The sequence below is a fragment of the Enterobacter cloacae complex sp. IR5418 genome, from assembly GCF_049238105.1.
In the GTDB taxonomy this organism is placed as follows: Bacteria; Pseudomonadota; Gammaproteobacteria; order Enterobacterales; family Enterobacteriaceae; genus Enterobacter; species Enterobacter hormaechei.
In genome coordinates, this window is sequence record NZ_JBMKHS010000005.1 from 92,032 (window position 1) to 113,235 (window position 21,204).

Sequence of the window (21,204 nt, forward strand, 5' to 3'; positions counted from 1 at the left end):
GTGACTCATCGCTCGGGAAGACAGGTCCCGAACGATACCGTCTCAGGATCTGATAATATCGTCCCGTCTCAGCAGGTCTAATAATTGGCTTACTAAATTTGTTACCAATTGTTGACCCTCCAGATGAATCTCAGGGGATTCAGGCGCTTCGTAAACCGAGTCGATGCCGGTGAAGTTTCGCAGCTCTCCCGCGCGGGCTTTTTTGTACAGCCCTTTCGGATCGCGCGCTTCGCAGATTGCCAGCGGCGTATCCACAAACACTTCAATAAAGCGATCCTGGCCCACGCGCTCGCGCACCATATGACGCTCGGCGCGGTGCGGTGAGATAAATGCCGTCAGCACCACCAGCCCGGCATCCGCCATCAGGCTGGCGACTTCGCCCACCCGACGAATGTTCTCTTTGCGGTCGTCGTCGCTGAACCCCAAATCACTGCACAGACCGTGACGCACGTTGTCGCCGTCCAGCAGGTAGGTGCTCACCCCCTGCTGATGCAGCGCCTCTTCCAGCGCGCCTGCCACCGTGGATTTACCGGAGCCAGACAGCCCGGTAAACCACAGTACAACCCCACGGTGACCGTGGAGCTGTTCGCGCTGGGCGACGGTGACCGGATGAGGATGCCAGACGACGTTCTCATCATGGGCGGCCATCACTTGCCTCCCAGCAGATCGCGAGCGCCCCAGTGCGGGAAGTGCTTACGCACCAGCGCGTTCAGCTCCAGCTCGAAGGCGCTGAACTCAGACGTCACGCTCGCCTGTGCGTTAGGCTCGCGCACCATGCCAGCACCGACGGTGACGTTGGTCAGGCGGTCGATAAAGATCAGCCCGCCCGTCACCGGATTCTGCTGATACGGATCCAGCACCAGCGGCTCGTCGAAGGTCAGATCCACCAGGCCAATACCGTTCAGCGGCAGCTCGCTCACGTCACGGTGGGTCAGGTTGTTAATGTCCACCTGGAACTGAATGCCGTCCACGCGGGCGCGGGTTTTCTTGCCCGCAATTTTAATGTCATAGCTCTGGCCTGCGGTCAGCGGCTGTTCCGCCATCCATACCACGTCCACGGACGCGCCCTGCACCGCCGCCAGCGTCTCCTGCGCATCGACCAGCAGGTCGCCGCGGCTGATATCAATTTCGTCTTTCAGTACCAGGGTTACCGCTTCACCCGCCCCGGCTTCGTCCAGATCGCCATCAAAGGTGACGATACGGGCAATGGCCGATTCCACACCGGACGGCAGCACCTTCACGCGCTGGCCCACCTTCACCGCGCCGGACGCAAGGGTGCCTGAGAAGCCGCGGAAATCGAGGTTCGGACGGTTCACGTACTGCACCGGGAAGCGCATCGGTTGAGTATCGACCACGCGCTGAATTTCAACGGTTTCCAGCACTTCCAGCAGCGTTGGACCGCTGTACCACGGCATGTTCGCGCTCTGAGAGGCGACGTTATCCCCTTCCAGCGCCGAAAGCGGCACGAAGCGAATATCGAGGTTGCCCGGCAGCTGTTCAGCAAAGGTCAGGTAGCTCTGGCGGATCTCGTCGAACCGCGCTTCGCTGTAGTCCACCAGATCCATTTTGTTCACCGCCACCACCAGGTGTTTGATCCCCAGTAGCGTAGAGATAAAGCTGTGACGTCGAGTCTGATCCAGCACGCCTTTACGGGCGTCGATCAGCAGGATCGCCAGGTCACAGGTGGACGCGCCGGTCGCCATGTTACGGGTGTACTGCTCGTGCCCCGGGGTGTCGGCGATAATAAACTTGCGCTTCTCGGTGGAGAAGTAGCGATAGGCGACGTCAATGGTAATGCCCTGCTCACGCTCCGCCTGCAAGCCGTCCACCAGCAGCGCCAGGTCGAGTTTTTCGCCCTGGGTGCCGTGGCGTTTACTGTCGTTGTGCAGGGAAGAGAGCTGATCTTCGTAAATCTGGCGCGTGTCGTGCAGCAGACGACCAATCAGGGTGCTTTTCCCGTCATCCACGCTGCCGCAGGTCAGGAAACGCAGCAGACTTTTGTACTGTTGGGCGTGCAGATAAGCTTCTACGCCGCCTTCATCGGCAATTTGTTGGGCAATAGTCGTATTCATGGCGGCTCCTTAGAAATAACCCTGACGTTTCTTCAGCTCCATGGAGCCTGCCTGGTCGCGGTCAATCACGCGGCCCTGTCGCTCACTGGTGGTCGACACCAGCATCTCCTCGATGATCTCCGGCAGCGTCTGCGCACTGGATTCCACCGCGCCGGTCAACGGCCAGCAGCCGAGAGTACGGAAACGGACCATCTGTTTTTTGATCACTTCGCCCGGCTGTAAATCAATGCGATCGTCGTCGATCATCATCAGCATGCCGTCGCGCTCCAGCACCGGGCGCTCTGCCGCCAGATACAGCGGAACGATCTCAATATTTTCCAGATAGATGTACTGCCAGATATCCAGCTCGGTCCAGTTGGAGAGCGGGAAGACGCGAATGCTTTCGCCTTTGTTGATCTGGCCGTTGTAGTTGTGCCATAGCTCCGGGCGCTGGTTTTTCGGGTCCCAGCGGTGGAAGCGGTCGCGGAAGGAGTAGATACGCTCTTTCGCACGGGATTTCTCCTCGTCACGGCGCGCGCCGCCGAAGGCCGCATCAAAACCGTATTTATTCAGCGCCTGCTTCAGCCCTTCGGTTTTCATGATGTCGGTGTGTTTGGCGCTGCCGTGCACGAACGGGTTGATGCCCATCGCCACCCCTTCCGGGTTTTTGTGCACCAGCAGCTCGCAGCCGTAGGCTTTGGCGGTACGGTCGCGGAATTCGTACATCTCGCGGAATTTCCAGCCGGTATCCACATGCAGCAGCGGGAACGGCAGCGTACCCGGATAAAACGCTTTACGCGCCAGATGCAGCATGACGCTGGAATCTTTACCGATGGAGTACATCATCACCGGGTTAGAAAACTCGGCGGCCACTTCGCGGATGATGTGGATACTTTCCGCTTCGAGCTGCCGCAGGTGAGTAAGTCGTTTTTGGTCCATAACCGTTCCTTAAGCCAAATTTATAACAGAAGCGCCGAAGCCTTCTGTGTCGGTTGTGTGTTGGAACCAGGCGAGCGTGCTGTGCAGCTGCACCACTTCTCCCACCACGATCAGGGCGGGCATCGGGGCGTCTTTCGCCAGGGTTGCAAGGTCTTGTAAGGTGCCGATGGCGACATGCTGATCGACGCGTGTCCCGCGGGAGATCACCGCGACCGGCGTCGTTGCATCGCGACCGTGCTGAATAAGCTGTTCGCTGATATCCGCCGCTTTCATCGTGCCCATATAAATCGCCAGCGTTTGTCGGCTCTGGGCGAGATGTGACCAGTCAAACGGCGTGCTGTCGGCTTTATAGTGCCCGGTCACAAAGGTCACGCTCTGGGCAAAATCGCGATGGGTCAGCGGAATACCCGCGTAGGCCGTGACGGCAGACGCCGCCGTAATGCCAGGAACCACCTGGAACGGGACGCCCGCTTCGGCTGCCGCCTGCAACTCTTCGCCACCGCGACCGAAAATAAACGGGTCGCCCCCTTTCAGGCGCACCACGGTCTTGCCCGCTTTCGCGGCGGCAATCAGCATCTGGTTGGTATCGTGCTGCGGCACGGAGTGCTCACCGGCACGTTTGCCGACGCAGATCTGCTCCGCGTCACGGCGGATCAGCTCGCGGATACCGTCAGTCACCAGGTGGTCGTAGAACACCACGTCCGCATCCTGAAGCACCTGAAGGCCACGCAGCGTCAGCAGCCCGGCATCGCCCGGCCCGGCGCCGACGAGAATGATCTCCCCGCTCGTACTGCCGGGGTTATCCAGTTCGTCTTCGAGAATTTTTTGCGCCGCCGTCTCGTTACCGGCCTGCATCAGGCTGGCAAAGCGGCCCCGAAACACACGCTCCCAGAAGCGACGACGTTCCGTCACGCTGGTCAGACGCGTTTTCAGGTGGTTGCGCCAGTAGCTGGCCTTCTCCGCCATGCGTCCGAGGCTGGTCGGCAGCAGCGCTTCGATTTTTTCTCTCAGCACGCGCGCCAGCACCGGGGCGGTGCCGCCGGAGGAGATCGCCACCAGCAGCGGCGAGCGGTCGACAATCGACGGGAAGATAAATGAGCACAGCGGCTGGTCGTCTACCACGTTCACCAGACGGTGACGGGCCTGGGCTGCCCCGGAGATGCGGCGGTTGAGCGCCCGATCTTCAGTTGCCGCAATCACCAGCACCACGCTGTCGATCTGTGACTCTTCAAAATCCGCCTCTGCAACAACCTGCACCCGCGCCCCGGCGCGTTGCAGGAACGCGATTTTGCGATCGGCAATTTCACCTGTCCCGACAACCAGTACCGGTCGGTCTTTTAAGGCGGCAAAAAGGGGGAGATAGTCCACAGGCAACAACTCGCTAACAACAAGGAATAAAGGGACTATAGGGGGCGGCTTAGATCGAATGAAATTACGAATTGGAATGAGTAGTTACTCAATGGAATAACGCCGTGGAAAAGCAAATATCAAAAAGTGCTTAACACGCGAAATTTCGGGCATTTAAGAGCAATTCAAATTGTGTCTACCCGATCACAGTTTCATACTATGCGGGTTAAAATTTTGCTCTGTTTTTAAGGACTCCCTATGTTTTCCGCAATGCGCCACCGATTCGTTGCCCTGGCGCTCGGCGTTTGCTTTATCCTTCCGGCTCAGGCAAAAAATCAAACTTACGGCGAAATAGCCAGTATGCAGGCGCGGCATATTGCTACGGTCTTTCCGGGCCGCATGACCGGAACCCCAGCCGAGATGCTCTCGGCAGACTATATTCGTCAGCAGTTTGCGGATATGGGCTATAAGAGTGACATTCGCGCTTTCCATAGCCGCTACATCTATACCTCACGCAATAAAACGCAGAACTGGCATAACATAACCGGCAGCACGGTTATTGCGGCGCACGAAGGAAAGGCGGCCGAGCAAATTATTATTATGGCGCACCTTGATACCTACACGCCGATGAGCGACGCCGATGTCGATAATAACCTCGGCGGGCTGACGCTTCAGGGGCTGGATGACAATGCGGCGGGGCTGGGCGTGATGCTTGAGCTGGCCGAACGCCTGAAAAATATTCCCACGAAATACAGCATTCGCTTTGTCGCGACCAGCGGCGAAGAAGAAGGAAAACTCGGCGCTGAGAATCTCCTTAAACGCATGAGCGCTGAGGAGAAGAAAAATACGTTGCTGGTGATCAACCTCGATAATCTGATCGTGGGAGATAAGCTCTATTTTAATAGCGGACAGAGCACGCCGAGCAGCGTACGTAAACTCACCCGCGACCGCGCGCTGGCGCTTGCCCGTACGCATGGCGTCTATGCCGCGACAAATCCGGGCGGTAACCCGGATTATCCAAAAGGCACAGGCTGCTGTAATGACGGTGAAGTGTTTGATAAGGCGGGCATTCCGGTGCTGTACGTCGAGGCGACGAACTGGACGCTGGGCAAAAAAGATGGCTATCAACAGCGCAGCAAATCGAAAGCATTCCCGGACGGAACCAGCTGGCATGATGTGCGGCTGGATAATCAGCAGCACATTGATAAAGCGCTGCCGCAGCGGATTGAGCACCGCAGCCGGGATGTCGTGAAAGTGATGCTGCCGCTGGTGAAGGAGCTGGCGAAAGCGGGGAAAGCGTAGTGCGTTATTTTTCCCCGCCCCCTCACCCCTGCCCTCTCCCCAAAGGGGCGAGGGGGAAAAGACAGCTCCGTGCGATCCCCTCTCCCCTTTGGGGAGAGGGTTAGGGTGAGGGGCAGTAAGATGTTATCCTTCGTGCAATCCGCACTCGCGCTTCAGCCCAAAGAATCGCGTCTCTTCTTCCGCCATTCCCGGTTCCCATTTGCGCGTGGTGTGGGTATCCCCCACTGACAGATAGCCCTGATCCCACAGCGGATGGTACTTCAGGCCGTGTTTTTGCAGGTACTGGTACACCGTCCGGTTATCCCAGTCGATGATCGGCAGCACTTTGAACACACCGCGCTGCACCGCCAGCACCGGTAGCGTGGCGCGGCTGCCCGACTGCTCGCGGCGCAGACCGGCAAACCACGTCTGGGCGTTCAGCTCTTTCAGCGCCCGGTTCATCGGCTCGACCTTGTTGATCGCATTGTATTTCTCAATGCCCTCAACGCCCTGCACCCACAGCTTGCCGTAACGTGCCTCCTGCCAGGCCGCGCTCTCCGTTGCCCGGTAGACTTTCAGGTTCAGCCTGAGCTTGTCCGTCAGCTCGTCAATAAACTGGTAGGTTTCCGGGAACAGGTAGCCGGTATCGGTGAGGATCACCGGAATGTCCGGACGGATCTGATTCACCAGATGCAGGCTGACCGCCGCCTGAATACCAAAGCTGGACGAGAGCACATAGTCTCCCGGCAGGTTTTCCAGCGCCCACGCCACGCGCCCTTCGGCGTCGAGCTTTTCCAGTTGGGCATTGGTTTCTGCCAGGGCCAGAATGCGTTCGACTTTTGGCAGGTCATTCAGGGCATTTAGATCGAGTACGGACATAATTACCTCTCGTGGTTATTCCCAGAAATCCCTTGCGGGATCGAGCACCGGGCGAATGATGCCTGCACGTACCGTAAAGTCGCCGAAACCTTCACCCGCTTCGCGCTCTTTCGCCCAACGCCCGATAAGCACGTCGAGGGAATCGAGAATTTCCGGCTCGGTGATGTTCTCGCGGAACATACGCGGAATGCGCGTCCCGATACGGTTCCCCCCCAGGTGCAGGTTATAGCGCCCCGGCGCTTTTCCTACCAGACCGAGTTCGGCCAGCATCGCGCGGCCACAGCCGTTCGGGCAGCCCGTCACGCGCATAACAATATGCTCGTCCGGAATGCCGTGTTTTTCCAGAATCGCTTCCACTTTGTCCGTAAATGACGGCAGGAAACGCTCGGCTTCGGCCATTGCCAGCGGGCAGGTCGGGAACGACACGCAGGCCATCGAGTTTTCACGCTGCGGTTTGACCGCATCCATCAACCCGTGCTCGCGCGCCAGCTCTTCAATTCTTGCCTTATCGCTTTCCGGCACGCTGGCGACGATCAGGTTCTGGTTGGCGGTAATACGGAACTCGCCTTTGTGGATCTTCGCAATTTCCAGCAGACCGGTTTTCAGCGGGCGGCCCGGATAATCCAGAATACGACCGTTTTCAATAAACAGCGTCAAGTGCCAGTTATTGTCGATGCCTTTCACCCAGCCAATGCGATCGCCGCGACCGGTGAACTCGTAAGGGCGGATCGGCTCAAACTTGATCCCCGCGCGACGCTCCACTTCTTCTTTGAACGTCTCGACGCCCACGCGCTCCAGGGTGTATTTGGTTTTCGCGTTTTTACGGTCGGTACGGTTACCCCAGTCGCGCTGGGTAGTAACCACCGCCTCAGCCACGGCCAGCGTGTGCTCCAGCGGCAGGAAGCCGAACTCGCTCGCGGTGCGGGCGTAGGTTTTCTTGTTACCGTGCTCAATGGACAAACCGCCGCCCACCAGCAGGTTAAAGCCGACCAGCTTGCCGTTTTCGGCAATCGCCACGAAGTTCATGTCGTTAGCGTGCAGATCGATATCGTTCTGCGGCGGGATCACCACCGTGGTTTTGAACTTACGCGGCAGGTAGGTCTGGCCGAGGATCGGCTCTTCGTCGGTAGTGGCGACTTTCTCCTGATCGAGCCAGATCTCCGCATAGGCGCGGGTGCGCGGCAGCAGGTGCTCGGAGATCTTCTTCGCCCACTCATACGCTTCCGCGTGCAGCTCGGACTCATACGGGTTCGAGGTGCAGAGCACGTTACGGTTCATGTCGTTGGCGGTTGCCAGCGCGTCCAGACCCACCGAGTGCAGCATCTGGTGCACTGGCTTGACGTTCTTCTTCAGAATGCCGTGGAACTGGAAGGTCTGACGGTTAGTCAGACGAATGCTGCCGTAAATCGTGTTGTCATGGGCAAACTTGTCGATCGCCTGCCACTGTTTGGTGGTTATGATGCCACCCGGCAGGCGGCAGCGCAGCAGCATCGCATGACGCGGCTCCAGCTTCTGTTCGGCACGTTCGGCGCGGATATCGCGGTCGTCCTGCTGGTACATACCGTGGAAACGGATCAGCAGGAAGTTGTCGCCTTTGAAACCGCCGGTCAGGCCGTCATTTAAATCTTCGGCAATGGTACCGCGCAGGTAGTTGCTCTCTACCTTCATGCGCTCGGCGTCAGACAGTTTGCCTTCGACCACCAGTGGGCCAGGATGTTTTTCGCTCATTAGTAGACATCTCGCTGATAACGGCGCTCTACGCGCAGCTCACTTAAAAATTCATCCGCCGTTTCGGCATCCATACCGCCGAATTCGGCAATCACTTCCAGCAGTGCCTGCTCAACGTCTTTCGCCATGCGATTGGCGTCGCCGCAGACATAAATGTGGGCGCCGTCATTGATCCAGCGCCACAGCTCTGCGCCCTGTTCGCGCAGTTTGTCTTGTACGTATACTTTTTCTTTCTGATCGCGGGACCAGGCCAGATCGATGCGGGTCAGCACGCCCTCTTTGACGTAGCGCTGCCATTCAACCTGGTAGAGGAAATCCTCGGTAAAGTGCGGGTTGCCGAAGAACAGCCAGTTTTTACCCGGCGCATCGTCTGCCGCGCGCTGCTGCATAAAGGCGCGGAACGGCGCAATGCCGGTGCCCGGACCAATCATGATCACCGGTGTTTCCGGGTTCGCCGGCAGGCGGAAGTTGTCGTTGTGCTCGATAAAGACGCGCACTTCGCCCTCTTCCTCCACGCGATCCGCCAGGAAACTTGATGCCCCACCCGCGCGGGCGCGGCCTTCGATGTCGTAACGCACCACACCCACGGTAATGTGGACTTCGCTTTCCACTTCCGCCTGTGAGGAGGCGATGGAGTACAGGCGCGGCGTCAGCGGACGCAGCAGGCCAATCAGCGCGTCGGCATCCAGCTGTGCCGGAGAGAAACGCACCATATCGACAATCGGCGTCGTCGCGGCGTAATGCTGTAACGTTGCCTTATCCCCCACCAGCGGCAGGAGGGATTCACTGCGCGTTAAGGTGGCGTAGTTTTCAACGATGTTGGCGGTGTTCACCGTCAGTTCGAAATGCCACTGGAGCGCTTCAGAAAGCGGCAGCGTTTTGCCTTCCACCTGGACCGGCTCGGTGCCTTTCAGCCACAGCAGCTCGACCAGCTCTTTCACCAGCGCCGGATCGTTCTGATACCAGACGCCGAGCGCATCACCAGGCTGGTAACGCAGGCCGGAGTCACCGAGATCGATTTCGATATGGCGTACGTCTTTTTCCGAATCACGGCCCGTGATTTTCTGGTTTACCGACAGGCTCGCCGTCAGTGGCGCCTCTTTCGTGTAGGGGCTGGTGTGGATTTCATTGACGGTGCCCGCTGCGGTAACGGCGGCCTGCGCTGGCGTCTCTTTCGGGACGCGGGCTTTCAGCACCTCAACGATACGTGCCCGCCATTCGGCGGCGGCAGCCTGGTATTCCACGTCAGCGTCCACGCGATCCAGCAGACGCTCCGCGCCCAGCTCCGCCAGCTTGCTGTCGAAGTCTTTACCGGACTGGCAGAAAAATTCATAGGACGTATCACCGAGGCCGAACACGGCAAAGGCGGTGCCCTCCAGCTTTGGCGCTTTTTTCGAGAACAGGAATTTATGCAGCGCGACGGCTTCTTCCGCAGGCTCACCTTCCCCCTGCGTTGACGCCACCACCACCAGCAGTTTTTCTGACGCGATCTGTTTGAATTTATAATCCCCGGCGTTGACCAGGTTGACGTTCAGCTTCGCGGCGAGCAGGTCATCACGCAGCGCTTCGGCCACACGCCGGGCATTACCCGTTTGCGAAGCGGAGATAAGCGTAATGGCAGGAATCTCAACGGCCGTTGGCGATGCGCCAGCCACAGCACCCGGCTGCTGGTTCAGCATTCCCCAGAAATAGCCGGAGACCCAGGCAAGCTGGGTGGGTGAAAAATCGGAAGTCGCGGCCTGTAGGCGCGCCAGTTGCTCCGGGTTCAGGGGAAGCAAATTTGAAGGTGGGGCCTGTGTTGTCATGCGTCGTTATGTTCCAGTAGCAAAGCGGACTTTAAGCGAATAAATCCAAACTGAAGATAAGGTTAACGGCGGGGATAATAACAATTAAAGAAGGGATGGAAATAATAAATAACCAAATGGACTAACCTGTTTTAGTTATCGTTCTTAACGATAAAAACGATTAAATAACCATTTGAAATAAAACAACAAAAGCCGATAAACACCATGAATACGGGGCGGTGACCGTTCAGAGCCGTTTTAGTTAATGATAAAAATTGTGCTTTCCGGTACTATGCGGCGGTTTTTTCCGCATTCCTGAGAGCTATGATGTCCACCACACTGTTTAAAGATTTCACCTTCGAAGCCGCACACCACCTTCCACACGTTCCTGCCGGGCACAAATGTGGCCGCCTGCATGGACACTCGTTTATGGTGCGTCTTGAAATCACGGGTGAAGTCGATCCCCATACGGGCTGGATCATGGACTTTGCCGAACTGAAGGCCGCGTTTAAGCCGACCTACGATCGTCTCGATCACTACTATCTGAATGATATTCCGGGCCTTGAAAACCCGACCAGCGAAGTGCTGGCGAAATGGATTTGGGATCAGATGAAACCGCTTGTGCCGCTGCTGAGCGCGGTGATGATCAAAGAGACCTGTACGGCAGGCTGCGTCTACCGCGGGGAGTGAATCTCCTCCGTTTCGGCCTCACGAGGCACGAGCGGCGTAAACTCATAAAGCACCAGCGCATTACTCTCCAGTGATTCAGTCAGTTGCCAGCCGTCATAAAGGCGTTCATCGCGTACGGAAAGCGTTGGACGCGCTTTATGCGCAATCCAGCGCCACATCTCTTCATCAGGGCCGCTTTCGCTGCCGACCCCTTCAAGCAACGGATAGAGCGCGCCGTTGTGCTGATCAAACAGATGGCATTTAATGCGCCATTTACCGCGCATTCCCTTCAGGTGTAAATGATACTGCTGGCGAAAACGCTGGATGAATGCTTCTTCACTGGAAAGGAGCGGATTAAAAACCACCACATTGCGCAGCAACAACTGGTAGCCATTGAGATGGCGCGTAAGCAGGACACGCTTATCATTGACCAGCACCTCGCCCCGCAGACGTTGCCAGAGCCAGAGCACCCAATAAACCGGACGCGGAAGACCATGGTTATACTGTAGCGCAAGGCTTGAGGTATCGATGGCGTTGTTCGCACGGGCTTCTCCCTGAAGGCCCGAATTGAGCCAGAACCCCGCCAGCCAGACCTGCTCCGAAAGCCCGAGCAGGTTCTGCATCAGTAGCGCCCCACGAAAAAACCAGCCGTTTGTCGCCCGTGTGTTCCCGGTGAGGGTATTCCAGGAGAGAAGCCAGACGGGAAGCGAACATTTACGCAGGCGAAGGGCAGCGAGGATCTGGCGGACCTTCATTATCGGATAATTTTCCGTTGAGGAGAGAGGAGTTGCCTCCATCTGCGCGGGATCGAGAAGTTCATTGGCATCGGCAGAACAGGCAAGAAAATCGGCCTGCATCAGGATGGCTGAACTGAACAGGGTATCCTCGCTTACGCCCGCGCTGACGGGGGCGAATCGGTGCCATAAACCAAACTTTGCCTGCGGAAGATAAGTTCGTATTGCCTTTTGCTGCGCCAGCCAGACCTGCTCCCGGGTCTCCTCACTCGCCTGTGTTGACCAGTGCATGACGAAGTGCCAGCCCGCGGTGATCTCTGGCGAAAAATGATTAACTGACTGTTGTAAAAAGCGGGTAAGAAGATCGCGGCGGGTCGTTACGCCGGTGTGCAGTAGCACCGTCCACTGCTTTTTTGCCAGCCAGGTGAAAAGCTGATGCAGATTGTACCAGCAGGCGTAGCCCGCCATCTGCGGATCATCCCACCCGGCGGCAAACAGACGACTGCTGAGAAAAGGTTCGGCGATATCAATTCCCTCAATGGGAATGGCCTCGTTTATCGCCTCCAGATGATGACGAACGTCCTCGCGCAGCAAATCGTCTAGCTCACGCAGGGTAATGACCACCCGCATACGGCGCAGCGAGGAAGAGAGAGGATTAAGCTGCTCAAGATCCAGTTTCTGCTCCTGCTGCGGGTGAACGATGAGCGGCGAGGCGTCCCAGCCGCGCGCCACCGGTTCATTGAGCAGGCTAAACAGCTTATCCACGGCGACCGGGAAGCGCTGCTCACGCCTGTCCGTCCGAACACGTGCGGCCTCCGGGTGCTGGCGTCGGGTCTTACGAAACTCACCCGGAGACATATTGTGAACACGCCTGAACTGGTCGCTCATCATGCGGGTGCTGGCGAAACCCTGCTCAAGCGCAATCTGGTGCAGCGGTCGATTCGTCAGCCGTAGAGCGTCGGCCGCCTTTTCCAGCCGCAGGTGAGTGATGTACTGCATGAAACTGATCCCCACCTCCTTTCGAAAGAGACGTGAGAGCCAGGCTTCAGAGACATATTCACTCGCGGCAATTTCCGCAAGCGTAATACGGCGGGAATAACTGGCATTGATCCGCTCTATCACCCGGGCGATGCGTTTGCTGTGCGCGGAGGAAAGCTCCCGGGACAGCATACGGGCGGGCTGTTGAAAGCGGCTGGTGAGCAACAGCAAAATCTCGCTCAACCCGCGGTACGCCTCCAGCCGGTAGCGGTGCGGGTCGTTGATGAGGGTGACCACAAGAAGCTGGCGCAGCAGATCGCGAAGCGCATCACATTGGGGCCAGACGCCTCCGGCTTCTGCCGGTACAGCATAATCATGGGCAAAAAAATCATTGCAGAGCTGGACGACCCAGCGCCCGGAAAGGGTGACGCGCAGGGTGACATTTGCCGTTTCGCTCGTGAACTGCCAGCGCCGATGACGGTTTATGATGGCAAGGGAATTGGCCTCCAGGAGGTCACGTCCCACATCGGTGTTCAGCTCTGCCCGCCCTTCCAGCACCCACAGCAACGTTAGCGTATCGCCTTCATCCTCCACGCAGTGGCGAATGTCCTGAATCTCTATCCAAAATTCATCTCCCCGTTGCGCCATCTTACCCCTCACCAAAGACAAATAATGACCTGCTCTTTTTTGTCATAACTGAATTGTATGAAAAACAATCAAAACAAAGCCGTCGATTTACAACAAAAAAGTGCATTTTCAGGCGGTACGATCGTCATAGACTCGAAATTATCACTGTTTGGCATGAAAAGGATAACAAAAATGACACATCCAGTTCTCGAAGCCCTGCGTGGCAACGAAGCACAGTTCACTGAATTACGTCGCTATTTTCATCAGCATCCAGAAATTGGTTTTGAGGAGCACAACACCAGCGATCGCGTTGCGGCGCTGCTCCAGGAATGGGGATATGAAGTCCATCGCGGGCTGGCGAAAACCGGTGTGGTCGGCACGCTGAAGGTGGGTAACGGAGATAAGCGCCTGGGCCTGCGCGCCGATATGGATGCGCTGCCAATGCAGGAAAACAACGGCAAGGCGTGGAGCAGTACCGTTGAGGGTAAATTCCACGGCTGCGGTCATGACGGTCATACCACCATGCTCCTGTACGCTGCGGAATACCTGGCACGCACCCGCAATTTTAACGGCACGCTACACCTGATTTTTCAGCCCGCGGAGGAACTTCTGTATGGCGGACGCGTGATGCTCGAGGACGGTTTGTTTGACCTGTTCCCCTGCGACCACATTTTTGGCCTGCACAATATGCCGTCACAACCCGTCGGAAAAATTGGTCTGCGCGATGGCGCCATGATGGCCTCTTCCGACACTCTTCATATTGAGGTTAACGGCGTGGGGGGGCACGGTGCGGTGCCAGAACATACCGTTGACGCCACCCTGGTTGCCTGCCATATCACTCTCGCTTTGCAGTCCATTGTTTCGCGCAATATCACCCCTTTTCAGCCTGCCGTCGTTACCGTAGGCAGCATTCAGGCTGGACATGCCCCCAACATTATCAACGACAAAGTATTGATGAAACTTACCGTGCGTACGCTGGATGAAAACGTGCGGCAAACCGTGCTACAGCGCATCCATGATATCGCCGTTGCACAGGCGGAAAGCTTCAATGCGACGGCCACCATCCGTCACATTAATGGCAGCCCGGTGCTGAAAAACAATCCGCAAGCCAATGAGATGGTGCGCAGCGTCGCCATCGATCTGTTCGGTCAGGATGCCGTGGCGGAGGTGAATGCGTTTATGGGCAGCGAGGACTTTGCTTTCATGCTCGAGAAAAACCCAAATGGATGTTATTTCACCCTTGGCGCCGGCGATGAGCCTGACCGCTGCATGGTACATAACCCGGGTTACGACTTTAACGACACTATTCTCCTCAACGGCGCGGCGCTGTGGGCCGCACTGACCGAACACTATCTGCGCTGATTCGCACCTTCCCGGGAGGGCTGCATTATGAGTACCGTTTCCCTGACAGGCGCATCCGCCTACGCCGGTAACGATCGGCTGCTGGCGGGTATCGTCATGAGCGTTCTGACATTCTGGCTGTTTGCCCAGTCGGTTATCAACGTGGTTCCGGCCATGCAGAATAGCCTCGATATTGCCCTCGAAACCCTTACGCTGGCCGTCAGCCTGAGCGCGTTATTCAGCGGCTGCTTTGTCGTTGCCTGCGGTGGGTTTGCCGATAAGTTTGGGCGTATGCGCCTGACCATGATTGGTCTGATCCTGAGCATTATTGGGAGCGGTCTGCTGTTCATTTCATGGGAGCCCGTCCTGTTTCTGTTGGGAAGAGCGATACAGGGGCTATCGGCGGCCTGCATCATGCCCGCTACGCTGGCGCTGATTAAGACCTGGTATGAAGGTAAAGCACGCCAGCGCGCAATCAGCTTCTGGGTTATCGGTTCATGGGGTGGAAGTGGCCTTAGCTCGTTTGTAGGAGGCGCCATTGCCACCACGCTGGGCTGGCGCTGGATTTTTGCTTTGTCGATGGTGGTAGCTCTGGCCGCGCTATTGCTTATCCGCGCCACGCCAGAAAGCCGCAGCCCTGATGCGTGTAGACACAAACTGGATATCAGCGGCCTGGTGAGTTTTGTCCTTATGCTGGTGCTGTTCAATCTGTTTATCAGCAAAGGACACAGCTGGGGCTGGAGCAGTAGCTTATCGCTTCTGGTACTGTGTGGAGCCGTGATTGCACTGATGTGCTTTGTCATGACCGGGCGACGGAAAGGCGATGCGGCGTTGATTGATTTTGCCCTGTTTAAAAACCGGGCCTACAGCGCCTCGGTATTCTCAAATTTCCTGCTCAACGGCTGCATTGGCACCATGATGATCGCCAGCATCTGGTTGCAGCAAGGGCATCATCTGTCACCGCTACAGACCGGCATGATGACCCTGGGGTATCTGGTTACCGTACTGGCGATGATCCGGGTGGGTGAAAAACTGCTTCAGCGCTATGGCGCCAGGCTGCCAATGATGACCGGCCCGCTGCTGACCGCAACAGGAATCACGCTGATTTCATGTACCTTTTTAAGCAAAGAGGTCTACATCGTTACCGTTTTTCTCAGCAATATTTTATTCGGGCTGGGACTCGGATGCTACGCTACCCCGGCAACGGACACGGCGGTAATGAACGCACCTGAAAACAAAGTGGGAGTGGCTTCAGGGATCTATAAGATGGGCAGTTCCCTGGGCGGCGCCATGGGTATTGCGGTCACCGCATCGCTGTACGCGCTATGGCTGCCGATGGGAACGGCCAGTGCCGCGCAGTATGCCTTACTTTTCAACAGCGCGATTTGCCTTGGGTCGGCAGTCGTGACCTGGGCTTTACTGCCAAAAACAAAAGCCCCGCGATAAGCGGGGCCACGAAAGCATCAGGCAATGTTCAGATATTTGTGCGTCTGCATCGACAGGCGCCAGTTGCGGGCGATACAGGTTTCAATGCACAGACGGGTCGCATCGTCTTTCTGGCTGATAGGCTGTAGGGCGATCACGCGCTGCTTTTCGTCCGTCAGCGTCGCCAGCAGTTCGTCCAGCGCTTCGATGTCACGCACGCGCCCCACCGGATGTTTGATCTCATCAGCACGCTCAAGCGCCTGCGACAGCACGTCATAACCGCCGCGCATATTCACTTTTGGTGAAACCGTTACCCATGTTGAATGTGAGCAGCGCACTTCATGAGTACCGCTGGTTTCGATCTGACAGCTATAGCCGTTCTTTTCAAGCAGTTCGGTGAGCGGCATCAGATCGTGAATGCAGGGTTCCCCGCCGGTGATCACCACGTGCCGTGCCGTCCAGCCCTGACGACCAATAATGGCAAGCAGATCTTCCGCGCTGCCCGCGCCCCATTTATCGCTCTCTTTGGTTTTCGCCAGAATGCTGAACAGCGACACTTCCCGATCTGCGAGCTTATCCCACGTATGTTTGGTATCACACCAGGCGCAGCCAACCGGGCATCCCTGTAGACGAATAAAGATAGCGGGAACGCCGGTAAAGTAACCCTCGCCTTGCAGGGTCTGGAACATCTCGTTAATCGGGTACTGCATAGTCAACTCTGTTAAGGGGATAAACGATAAGTATCGCAGATCCCCGTCAGATGATCATGCTCCATCGGTGCTTTGCGCGCCAATTGCCGCCATAAACCGTTGCGTAATTTGCAGCGGTCGGGTGATCGCCCCGCCGACAACAACCGTATGCGCCCCCAGCGCCAGACACCTTGCCGCGCGTTCAGGCGTATCCACGTTGCCTTCGGCAATCACGGGGATCGTGACGGCGGACAGCACCTCTTTCAAAAACGCGCAGTCATTTTCCGGTAGCGAATGGTCCGCGGTCTCCGCCGTATAACCGTAAAGCGTGGTTCCGACGCAATCAAACCCCAGCGCCTGTGCGGTCACGGCCTCCTGCACGGTGGCAATATCCGCCATCAGCAGTAGCGAAGGGTAACGGGCGCGGATCTGCGCGATCAGTGTTGCCAGCGATCCGCCGCCGGGACGTTTTCGGGCGGTCGCATCCAGCGCAACGATGTCCGGGGCGACCGCCATCAGCTCATCCACTTCTTTAAGCGTCGCGGTGATAAACACCTCGCTATCCGGGTAGTCCCGTTTGATGATGCCGATTACCGGCAGTGAGACCTGCCCTTTGATGGCCTCGATATCCACCACGCTATTGGCGCGGATCGCGGCGGCACCGCCCTGGGCCGCCGCCAGCGCCATTCGCGACATAATAAACGGGCTGTGCAGCGGTTCGTTTTCCAGCGCCTGGCAGGAGACGACCAGTTTTCCTTTCAGGTTATCCAGTACAGTTTTCATTACGATAAGATCTCTTCCACTTCGTTTTTGATAATGGTGACGTGCGGGCCATAGATGACCTGGACACCGTTGCCGCGGACGATAACGCCGCGCGCACCGGTCGCTTTCAGTGCTGCTTCATTGACTTTGCTACCGTCTTTCACCGTGACGCGAAGGCGCGTGGCGCAGCAGTCAACGTCATCCAGATTGTCTTTTCCTCCCAGCCCGGCGATCACCGCCGCGGCGCGCTCGCTTTGCGGCAGGGTAGCCTCGTCAGCCACCGCCTCCTTTTCACGGCCCGGCGTGGCAAAATCAAAACGTTTAATCAGATAACGGAAAGTACAGTAGTAAAGGAAGAACCACGGTACGCCCACCAGCGGGACGAACATCCAGTGAGTTTTCGCCTCCCCCTGCAAAATGCCGAACAGCACGAAATCAATAAACCCGCCGGAGAAGGTTTGTCCGATGGTGATGTTCAGAATGTGCGCGAGCATGAACGCCAGCCCGTCAAACAGCGCATGAATGACGTACAGCACCGGGGCAATAAACAGGAATGAGAACTCGACAGGCTCAGTAATCCCGGTCAGGAAAGAAGTTAACGCCGCAGAAAGCAGCAGCCCGGCGACGCGCTTCTTGTTCTCCGGCCTGGCCGTGTGGTACATCGCAAGGCAGGCGCCCAGCAGGCCAAACATCATCGTAATAAAGCGCCCGGACATGAAGCGCGACGTGCCCTCATAGAAATGCTGTGTGTTCGGGTCGGCGAGCTGGGCGAAGAAGATCCGCTGCGTGCCCTCAACCAGGTGACCGTTGACAATTTCACTGCCGCCAAGCGCGGTGGTCCAGAACGGAAGATAGAAGATGTGGTGCAGACCAAACGGGCCAAGCATGCGCAGGATGAAGCCGTACAGCAACGTACCCAGATAGCCGGTGGCATCCACCAGCCCGCCCAGGCCAAAAATCAGCTTCTGAAAATGCGGCCAGACCACGGTCATCAGCGCGCCGACAAGTATCGCCGCCAGCGAGCTGATAATGGGAACAAAGCGTGAACCGCCAAAGAAGCCCAGGAATTGTGGCAGCGCAATTTTATTAAACCGATGATGCAGTGCGCAGGTCACCAGCCCAATAACGACTCCACCAAACACGCCCGTTTCAAGCGTCTGAATACCCAGCGTCATGCCCTGCCCGACAGCGCCCGGGTTCTCATGCGCCAGCTTTCCGGTCAGGATCAGTAGCGCATTGATAGTGGCATTCATCACCAGATAAGCGAGTAACGCCGCCAGCCCTGCCGTGCCTTTATCATTTTTTGCCAGCCCAACGGCGACCCCAACGGCAAACAGTACCGACAGGTTTGCAAACACAATCGAGCCAGCACTGCTCATAATGGTAAAGATGGCCTGTAACCAGCCAACATTTAAAAATGGATACGCGGTAAGCGTATTCGGATTCGATAGTGCCCCGCCGATCCCCAGCAACAGACCTGCTGCGGGCAGTATGGCGATGGGTAACATAAAGGATTTGCCAAAGCGCTGGGCTTTTTCAAACCATCCGCCGGAAGACGCTCCGCTGAACATTTGCATCATTTTTTTATCCCCCTGGTTGTTGATGAAAATTTTTATCACATATAATTTTATTTGTGAAAATTATCACCAATAACCAGGACGCCGATCATACTTTTTCGAAATGACTGGCATCTCTCCCCCGCTTTCCGCCACACTAGCTGGCAGAGAAACGCATTAAGGATCTAGCATGTCGGACCATGAAAACCTGCTGCTGAAGCTACGCCAGGAGGCTTCCGGGTACAGCCCAACGCAACAAAAACTGGGGGAGTTTGTCCTCAACGATCCTGGCAGGGTGCTCTACCTGACGATCACCGAGCTGGCGCGTGAAAGCCACACCAGCGAAGCCAGCGTCACACGCCTTTGCCGCACGCTGGGCTGTAAGGGATATAACGAATTTAAAATGGCGCTTGCGCTGGATATTCAGCAGGGTTTGCCAGAGCGTCAGGCAGGAGATGCGATAGATAACGTGGTGGATGAGTCTGTCCAGGCGCTGCAAGATACCGCTAAACTCCTCGACCGGGCCCAGCTTGAACAGGCGACACTGGCCCTTCATCAGGCGCAGTCAGTGCAAATTTACGGGGTGGCGGCCAGCGCGATTCTGGGGGAGTATTTGCATTATAAGCTGCTGCGACTCGGCAAACCTGCACAGCTATTTAGCGATATGCATCGTGCCGCCATGAATGCGACGACGCTCACGAAAGAGACGCTGGTCGTGGCTATCTCAAGCTCTGGCTCGACACGGGATCTGCTTCACGTGGTGAAACTCGCCCGCAAGCGCGGCGTTAAGGTACTGGCGCTCAGCAATACGCCACGCAGCCCGCTGGCCTCCCTGAGCGATTTACAGCTGGTTGCAGCCAAGCCCGAGGGACCGCTGAGCGCGGGTGCGCTCAATGCCAAGGTTGGCGTGATGCTGCTGGTTGAACTGCTAACCACGTCCCTTATTGCAATAGACAGCCATTACGGTGACGTCAGCCAGCAAACGGCAAGCGCCACGCTGCCGCTTCTGCTTTAGAAAATAAAAAACCCGCCGAAGCGGGTTTTTTCATCAGAACGAAGGTTCAGGCTTATGCCTGGCCTTTGATCTCTTTACGACCATTGTATGGTGCTTTTTCACCCAGCGCTTCTTCGATACGAATCAGCTGGTTGTATTTAGCAACACGGTCAGAACGGCTCATAGAACCGGTTTTGATCTGGCCAGCAGCAGTACCCACCGCCAGGTCAGCGATGGTAGCGTCTTCAGTTTCGCCAGAACGGTGAGAGATAACAGCGGTGTAGCCAGCGTCTTTCGCCATTTTGATCGCAGCCAGCGTTTCGGTCAGAGAACCGATCTGGTTGAATTTGATCAGGATGGAGTTAACGATGCCTTTCTCGATGCCTTCTTTCAGGATCTTGGTGTTGGTTACGAACAGATCGTCACCAACCAGCTGGATTTTGTCGCCCAGTACTTTGGTCTGGTATGCGAAACCATCCCAGTCAGACTCGTCCAGACCGTCTTCGATAGAAACGATTGGGTACTGTTTGGTCAGGTCTTCCAGGAAGTGGGTGAACTCTTCGGAGGTGAACGCTTTGTTGCCTTCGCCAGCCAGAACGTATTTACCGTCTTTGTAGAATTCAGATGCTGCACAGTCCATCGCCAGGGTGATGTCTTTACCCAGCTCGTAGCCTGCTGCTTTAACCGCTTCAGCGATAACAGCCAGTGCTTCTGCGTTAGAACCCAGGTTTGGCGCGTAGCCACCTTCGTCACCAACAGCGGTGTTCATACCTTTAGCTTTCAGAACTTTAGCCAGGTTGTGGAACACTTCAGAACCCATACGAACCGCTTCTTTCAGGGTTTTCGCGCCAACTGGCTGAATCATGAATTCCTGAATATCAACGTTGTTGTCTGCGTGCTCACCACCGTTGATGATGTTCATCATTGGTACAGGCATGGAGTATTTGCCTGGAGTGCCGTTCAGTTCAGCGATGTGCTCGAACAGTGGCATACCTTTAGCAGCCGCTGCTGCTTTGGCGTTCGCCAGGGAAACCGCCAGGATTGCGTTCGCACCGAAGTTAGATTTGTTTTCAGTACCGTCCAGATCGATCATGATCTTGTCGATGCCAGCCTGATCTTTAGCATCTTTGCCAACGATAGCCTGAGCAATAGGACCGTTCACAGCGCCAACCGCTTTCAGTACGCCTTTGCCCATGAAACGGGATTTGTCGCCATCACGCAGTTCCAGCGCTTCGCGGGAACCCGTAGAAGCACCTGATGGAGCCGCTGCCATACCGACGAAACCACCTTCCAGATGAACTTCAGCTTCAACGGTCGGGTTACCACGGGAGTCGATGATTTCACGACCGATGACTTTAACGATTTTGGACATTAGATTTTCCTCAGTACAAGTTAAACTAAAACTCCAGACAAACAACGC

Annotated in this window: 17 protein-coding genes; 5 read left to right on the forward strand and 12 right to left on the reverse strand. The window is 56.6% G+C overall.

The window, feature by feature from the left end:
- Positions 1–42 precede the first annotated feature (42 nt).
- Genes cysC through cysG form a run of 4 tightly spaced genes read right to left on the reverse strand, consistent with a single transcriptional unit; the run spans position 43 to position 4,358 of the window.
- Positions 43–648 (reverse strand): adenylyl-sulfate kinase, encoded by a 606-nt coding sequence (gene cysC, locus ACOTX7_RS06190; protein WP_221256394.1) that lies wholly within the window; start codon positions 646–648, stop codon positions 43–45.
- Positions 648–2,072 (reverse strand): sulfate adenylyltransferase subunit CysN, encoded by a 1,425-nt coding sequence (cysN, locus tag ACOTX7_RS06195; RefSeq protein WP_006811769.1) that lies wholly within the window; start codon positions 2,070–2,072, stop codon positions 648–650. Before cysN ends, cysC begins: the two co-directional genes overlap by 1 nt.
- A 9-nt stretch (positions 2,073–2,081) precedes the next feature.
- A complete protein-coding gene (gene cysD, locus ACOTX7_RS06200; protein WP_006811770.1) occupies positions 2,082–2,990 on the reverse strand; it encodes a sulfate adenylyltransferase subunit CysD in 909 nt (302 codons plus the stop codon).
- 9 nt (positions 2,991–2,999) lie between these two features.
- Positions 3,000–4,358 (reverse strand): siroheme synthase CysG, encoded by a 1,359-nt coding sequence (gene cysG, locus ACOTX7_RS06205; RefSeq protein WP_221256395.1) that lies wholly within the window; start codon positions 4,356–4,358, stop codon positions 3,000–3,002.
- Between the two features lie 237 nt (positions 4,359–4,595).
- On the opposite strand from cysG, the gene ACOTX7_RS06210 reads away from it, so the two are divergent.
- Positions 4,596–5,639 carry an aminopeptidase gene (locus ACOTX7_RS06210; RefSeq protein ID WP_205924589.1) on the forward strand — a complete coding sequence of 348 codons (1,044 nt, stop codon included), beginning with the start codon at positions 4,596–4,598 and terminating at the stop codon, positions 5,637–5,639.
- Between the two features lie 123 nt (positions 5,640–5,762).
- On the opposite strand, the gene cysH is transcribed toward ACOTX7_RS06210, so the two are convergent.
- From cysH to cysJ, 3 genes are read right to left on the reverse strand one after another with little or no spacing between them, the layout of a single operon-like run.
- Positions 5,763–6,497 carry a phosphoadenosine phosphosulfate reductase gene (gene cysH / locus ACOTX7_RS06215; RefSeq protein WP_221257282.1) on the reverse strand — a complete coding sequence of 245 codons (735 nt, stop codon included), beginning with the start codon at positions 6,495–6,497 and terminating at the stop codon, positions 5,763–5,765.
- 15 nt (positions 6,498–6,512) lie between these two features.
- On the reverse strand, positions 6,513–8,225 hold the full coding sequence (gene cysI, locus ACOTX7_RS06220; RefSeq protein ID WP_221256397.1) for an assimilatory sulfite reductase (NADPH) hemoprotein subunit: 1,713 nt from the start codon (positions 8,223–8,225) through the stop codon (positions 6,513–6,515).
- Entirely contained in the window at positions 8,225–10,030 is a 1,806-nt protein-coding gene (gene cysJ / locus ACOTX7_RS06225) for an NADPH-dependent assimilatory sulfite reductase flavoprotein subunit (protein WP_221256398.1), read from the reverse strand. The genes cysI and cysJ overlap by 1 nt, the downstream gene beginning before the upstream one ends.
- 303 nt (positions 10,031–10,333) lie before the next feature.
- Between cysJ and queD the strand changes: the two genes are divergently transcribed.
- A complete protein-coding gene (gene queD, locus ACOTX7_RS06230; protein ID WP_006811776.1) occupies positions 10,334–10,699 on the forward strand; it encodes a 6-carboxytetrahydropterin synthase QueD in 366 nt (121 codons plus the stop codon).
- Here queD and ACOTX7_RS06235 read toward each other — a convergent pair.
- A complete protein-coding gene (locus ACOTX7_RS06235) occupies positions 10,684–13,038 on the reverse strand; it encodes a helix-turn-helix domain-containing protein (RefSeq protein WP_221256400.1) in 2,355 nt (784 codons plus the stop codon). The two genes, queD and ACOTX7_RS06235, sit on opposite strands and share 16 nt — an antisense overlap.
- A gap of 171 nt (positions 13,039–13,209) precedes the next feature.
- Between ACOTX7_RS06235 and ACOTX7_RS06240 the strand changes: the two genes are divergently transcribed.
- Both ACOTX7_RS06240 and ACOTX7_RS06245 read left to right on the forward strand, forming a co-directional pair.
- Positions 13,210–14,379 carry a M20 aminoacylase family protein gene (locus ACOTX7_RS06240; RefSeq protein ID WP_047353850.1) on the forward strand — a complete coding sequence of 390 codons (1,170 nt, stop codon included), beginning with the start codon at positions 13,210–13,212 and terminating at the stop codon, positions 14,377–14,379.
- A gap of 27 nt (positions 14,380–14,406) precedes the next feature.
- Positions 14,407–15,804, forward strand: coding sequence for an MFS transporter (locus ACOTX7_RS06245; RefSeq protein WP_221256401.1), 1,398 nt, complete (start codon positions 14,407–14,409; stop codon positions 15,802–15,804).
- Positions 15,805–15,821: 17 nt separating this feature from the next.
- On the opposite strand, the gene queE is transcribed toward ACOTX7_RS06245, so the two are convergent.
- Genes queE through ACOTX7_RS06260 form a run of 3 tightly spaced genes read right to left on the reverse strand, consistent with a single transcriptional unit; the run spans position 15,822 to position 18,814 of the window.
- Positions 15,822–16,493 (reverse strand): 7-carboxy-7-deazaguanine synthase QueE, encoded by a 672-nt coding sequence (gene queE, locus ACOTX7_RS06250; protein WP_006811780.1) that lies wholly within the window; start codon positions 16,491–16,493, stop codon positions 15,822–15,824.
- A gap of 54 nt (positions 16,494–16,547) precedes the next feature.
- Positions 16,548–17,255, reverse strand: coding sequence for an N-acetylmannosamine-6-phosphate 2-epimerase (locus tag ACOTX7_RS06255; RefSeq protein WP_221813567.1), 708 nt, complete (start codon positions 17,253–17,255; stop codon positions 16,548–16,550).
- Positions 17,255–18,814: a maltose/glucose-specific PTS transporter subunit IIC gene (locus tag ACOTX7_RS06260; RefSeq protein WP_125358498.1), complete on the reverse strand. Its 1,560-nt coding sequence runs from the start codon at positions 18,812–18,814 to the stop codon at positions 17,255–17,257. Before ACOTX7_RS06260 ends, ACOTX7_RS06255 begins: the two co-directional genes overlap by 1 nt.
- Before the next feature lie 166 nt (positions 18,815–18,980).
- On the opposite strand from ACOTX7_RS06260, the gene ACOTX7_RS06265 reads away from it, so the two are divergent.
- Positions 18,981–19,805, forward strand: coding sequence for a MurR/RpiR family transcriptional regulator (locus ACOTX7_RS06265; RefSeq protein WP_221256403.1), 825 nt, complete (start codon positions 18,981–18,983; stop codon positions 19,803–19,805).
- Positions 19,806–19,857: 52 nt separating this feature from the next.
- Here the strand turns inward: ACOTX7_RS06265 and eno are convergent, their stop codons facing one another.
- Positions 19,858–21,156, reverse strand: coding sequence for a phosphopyruvate hydratase (gene eno, locus ACOTX7_RS06270; RefSeq protein ID WP_006811784.1), 1,299 nt, complete (start codon positions 21,154–21,156; stop codon positions 19,858–19,860).
- Positions 21,157–21,204: the final 48 nt, after the last annotated feature.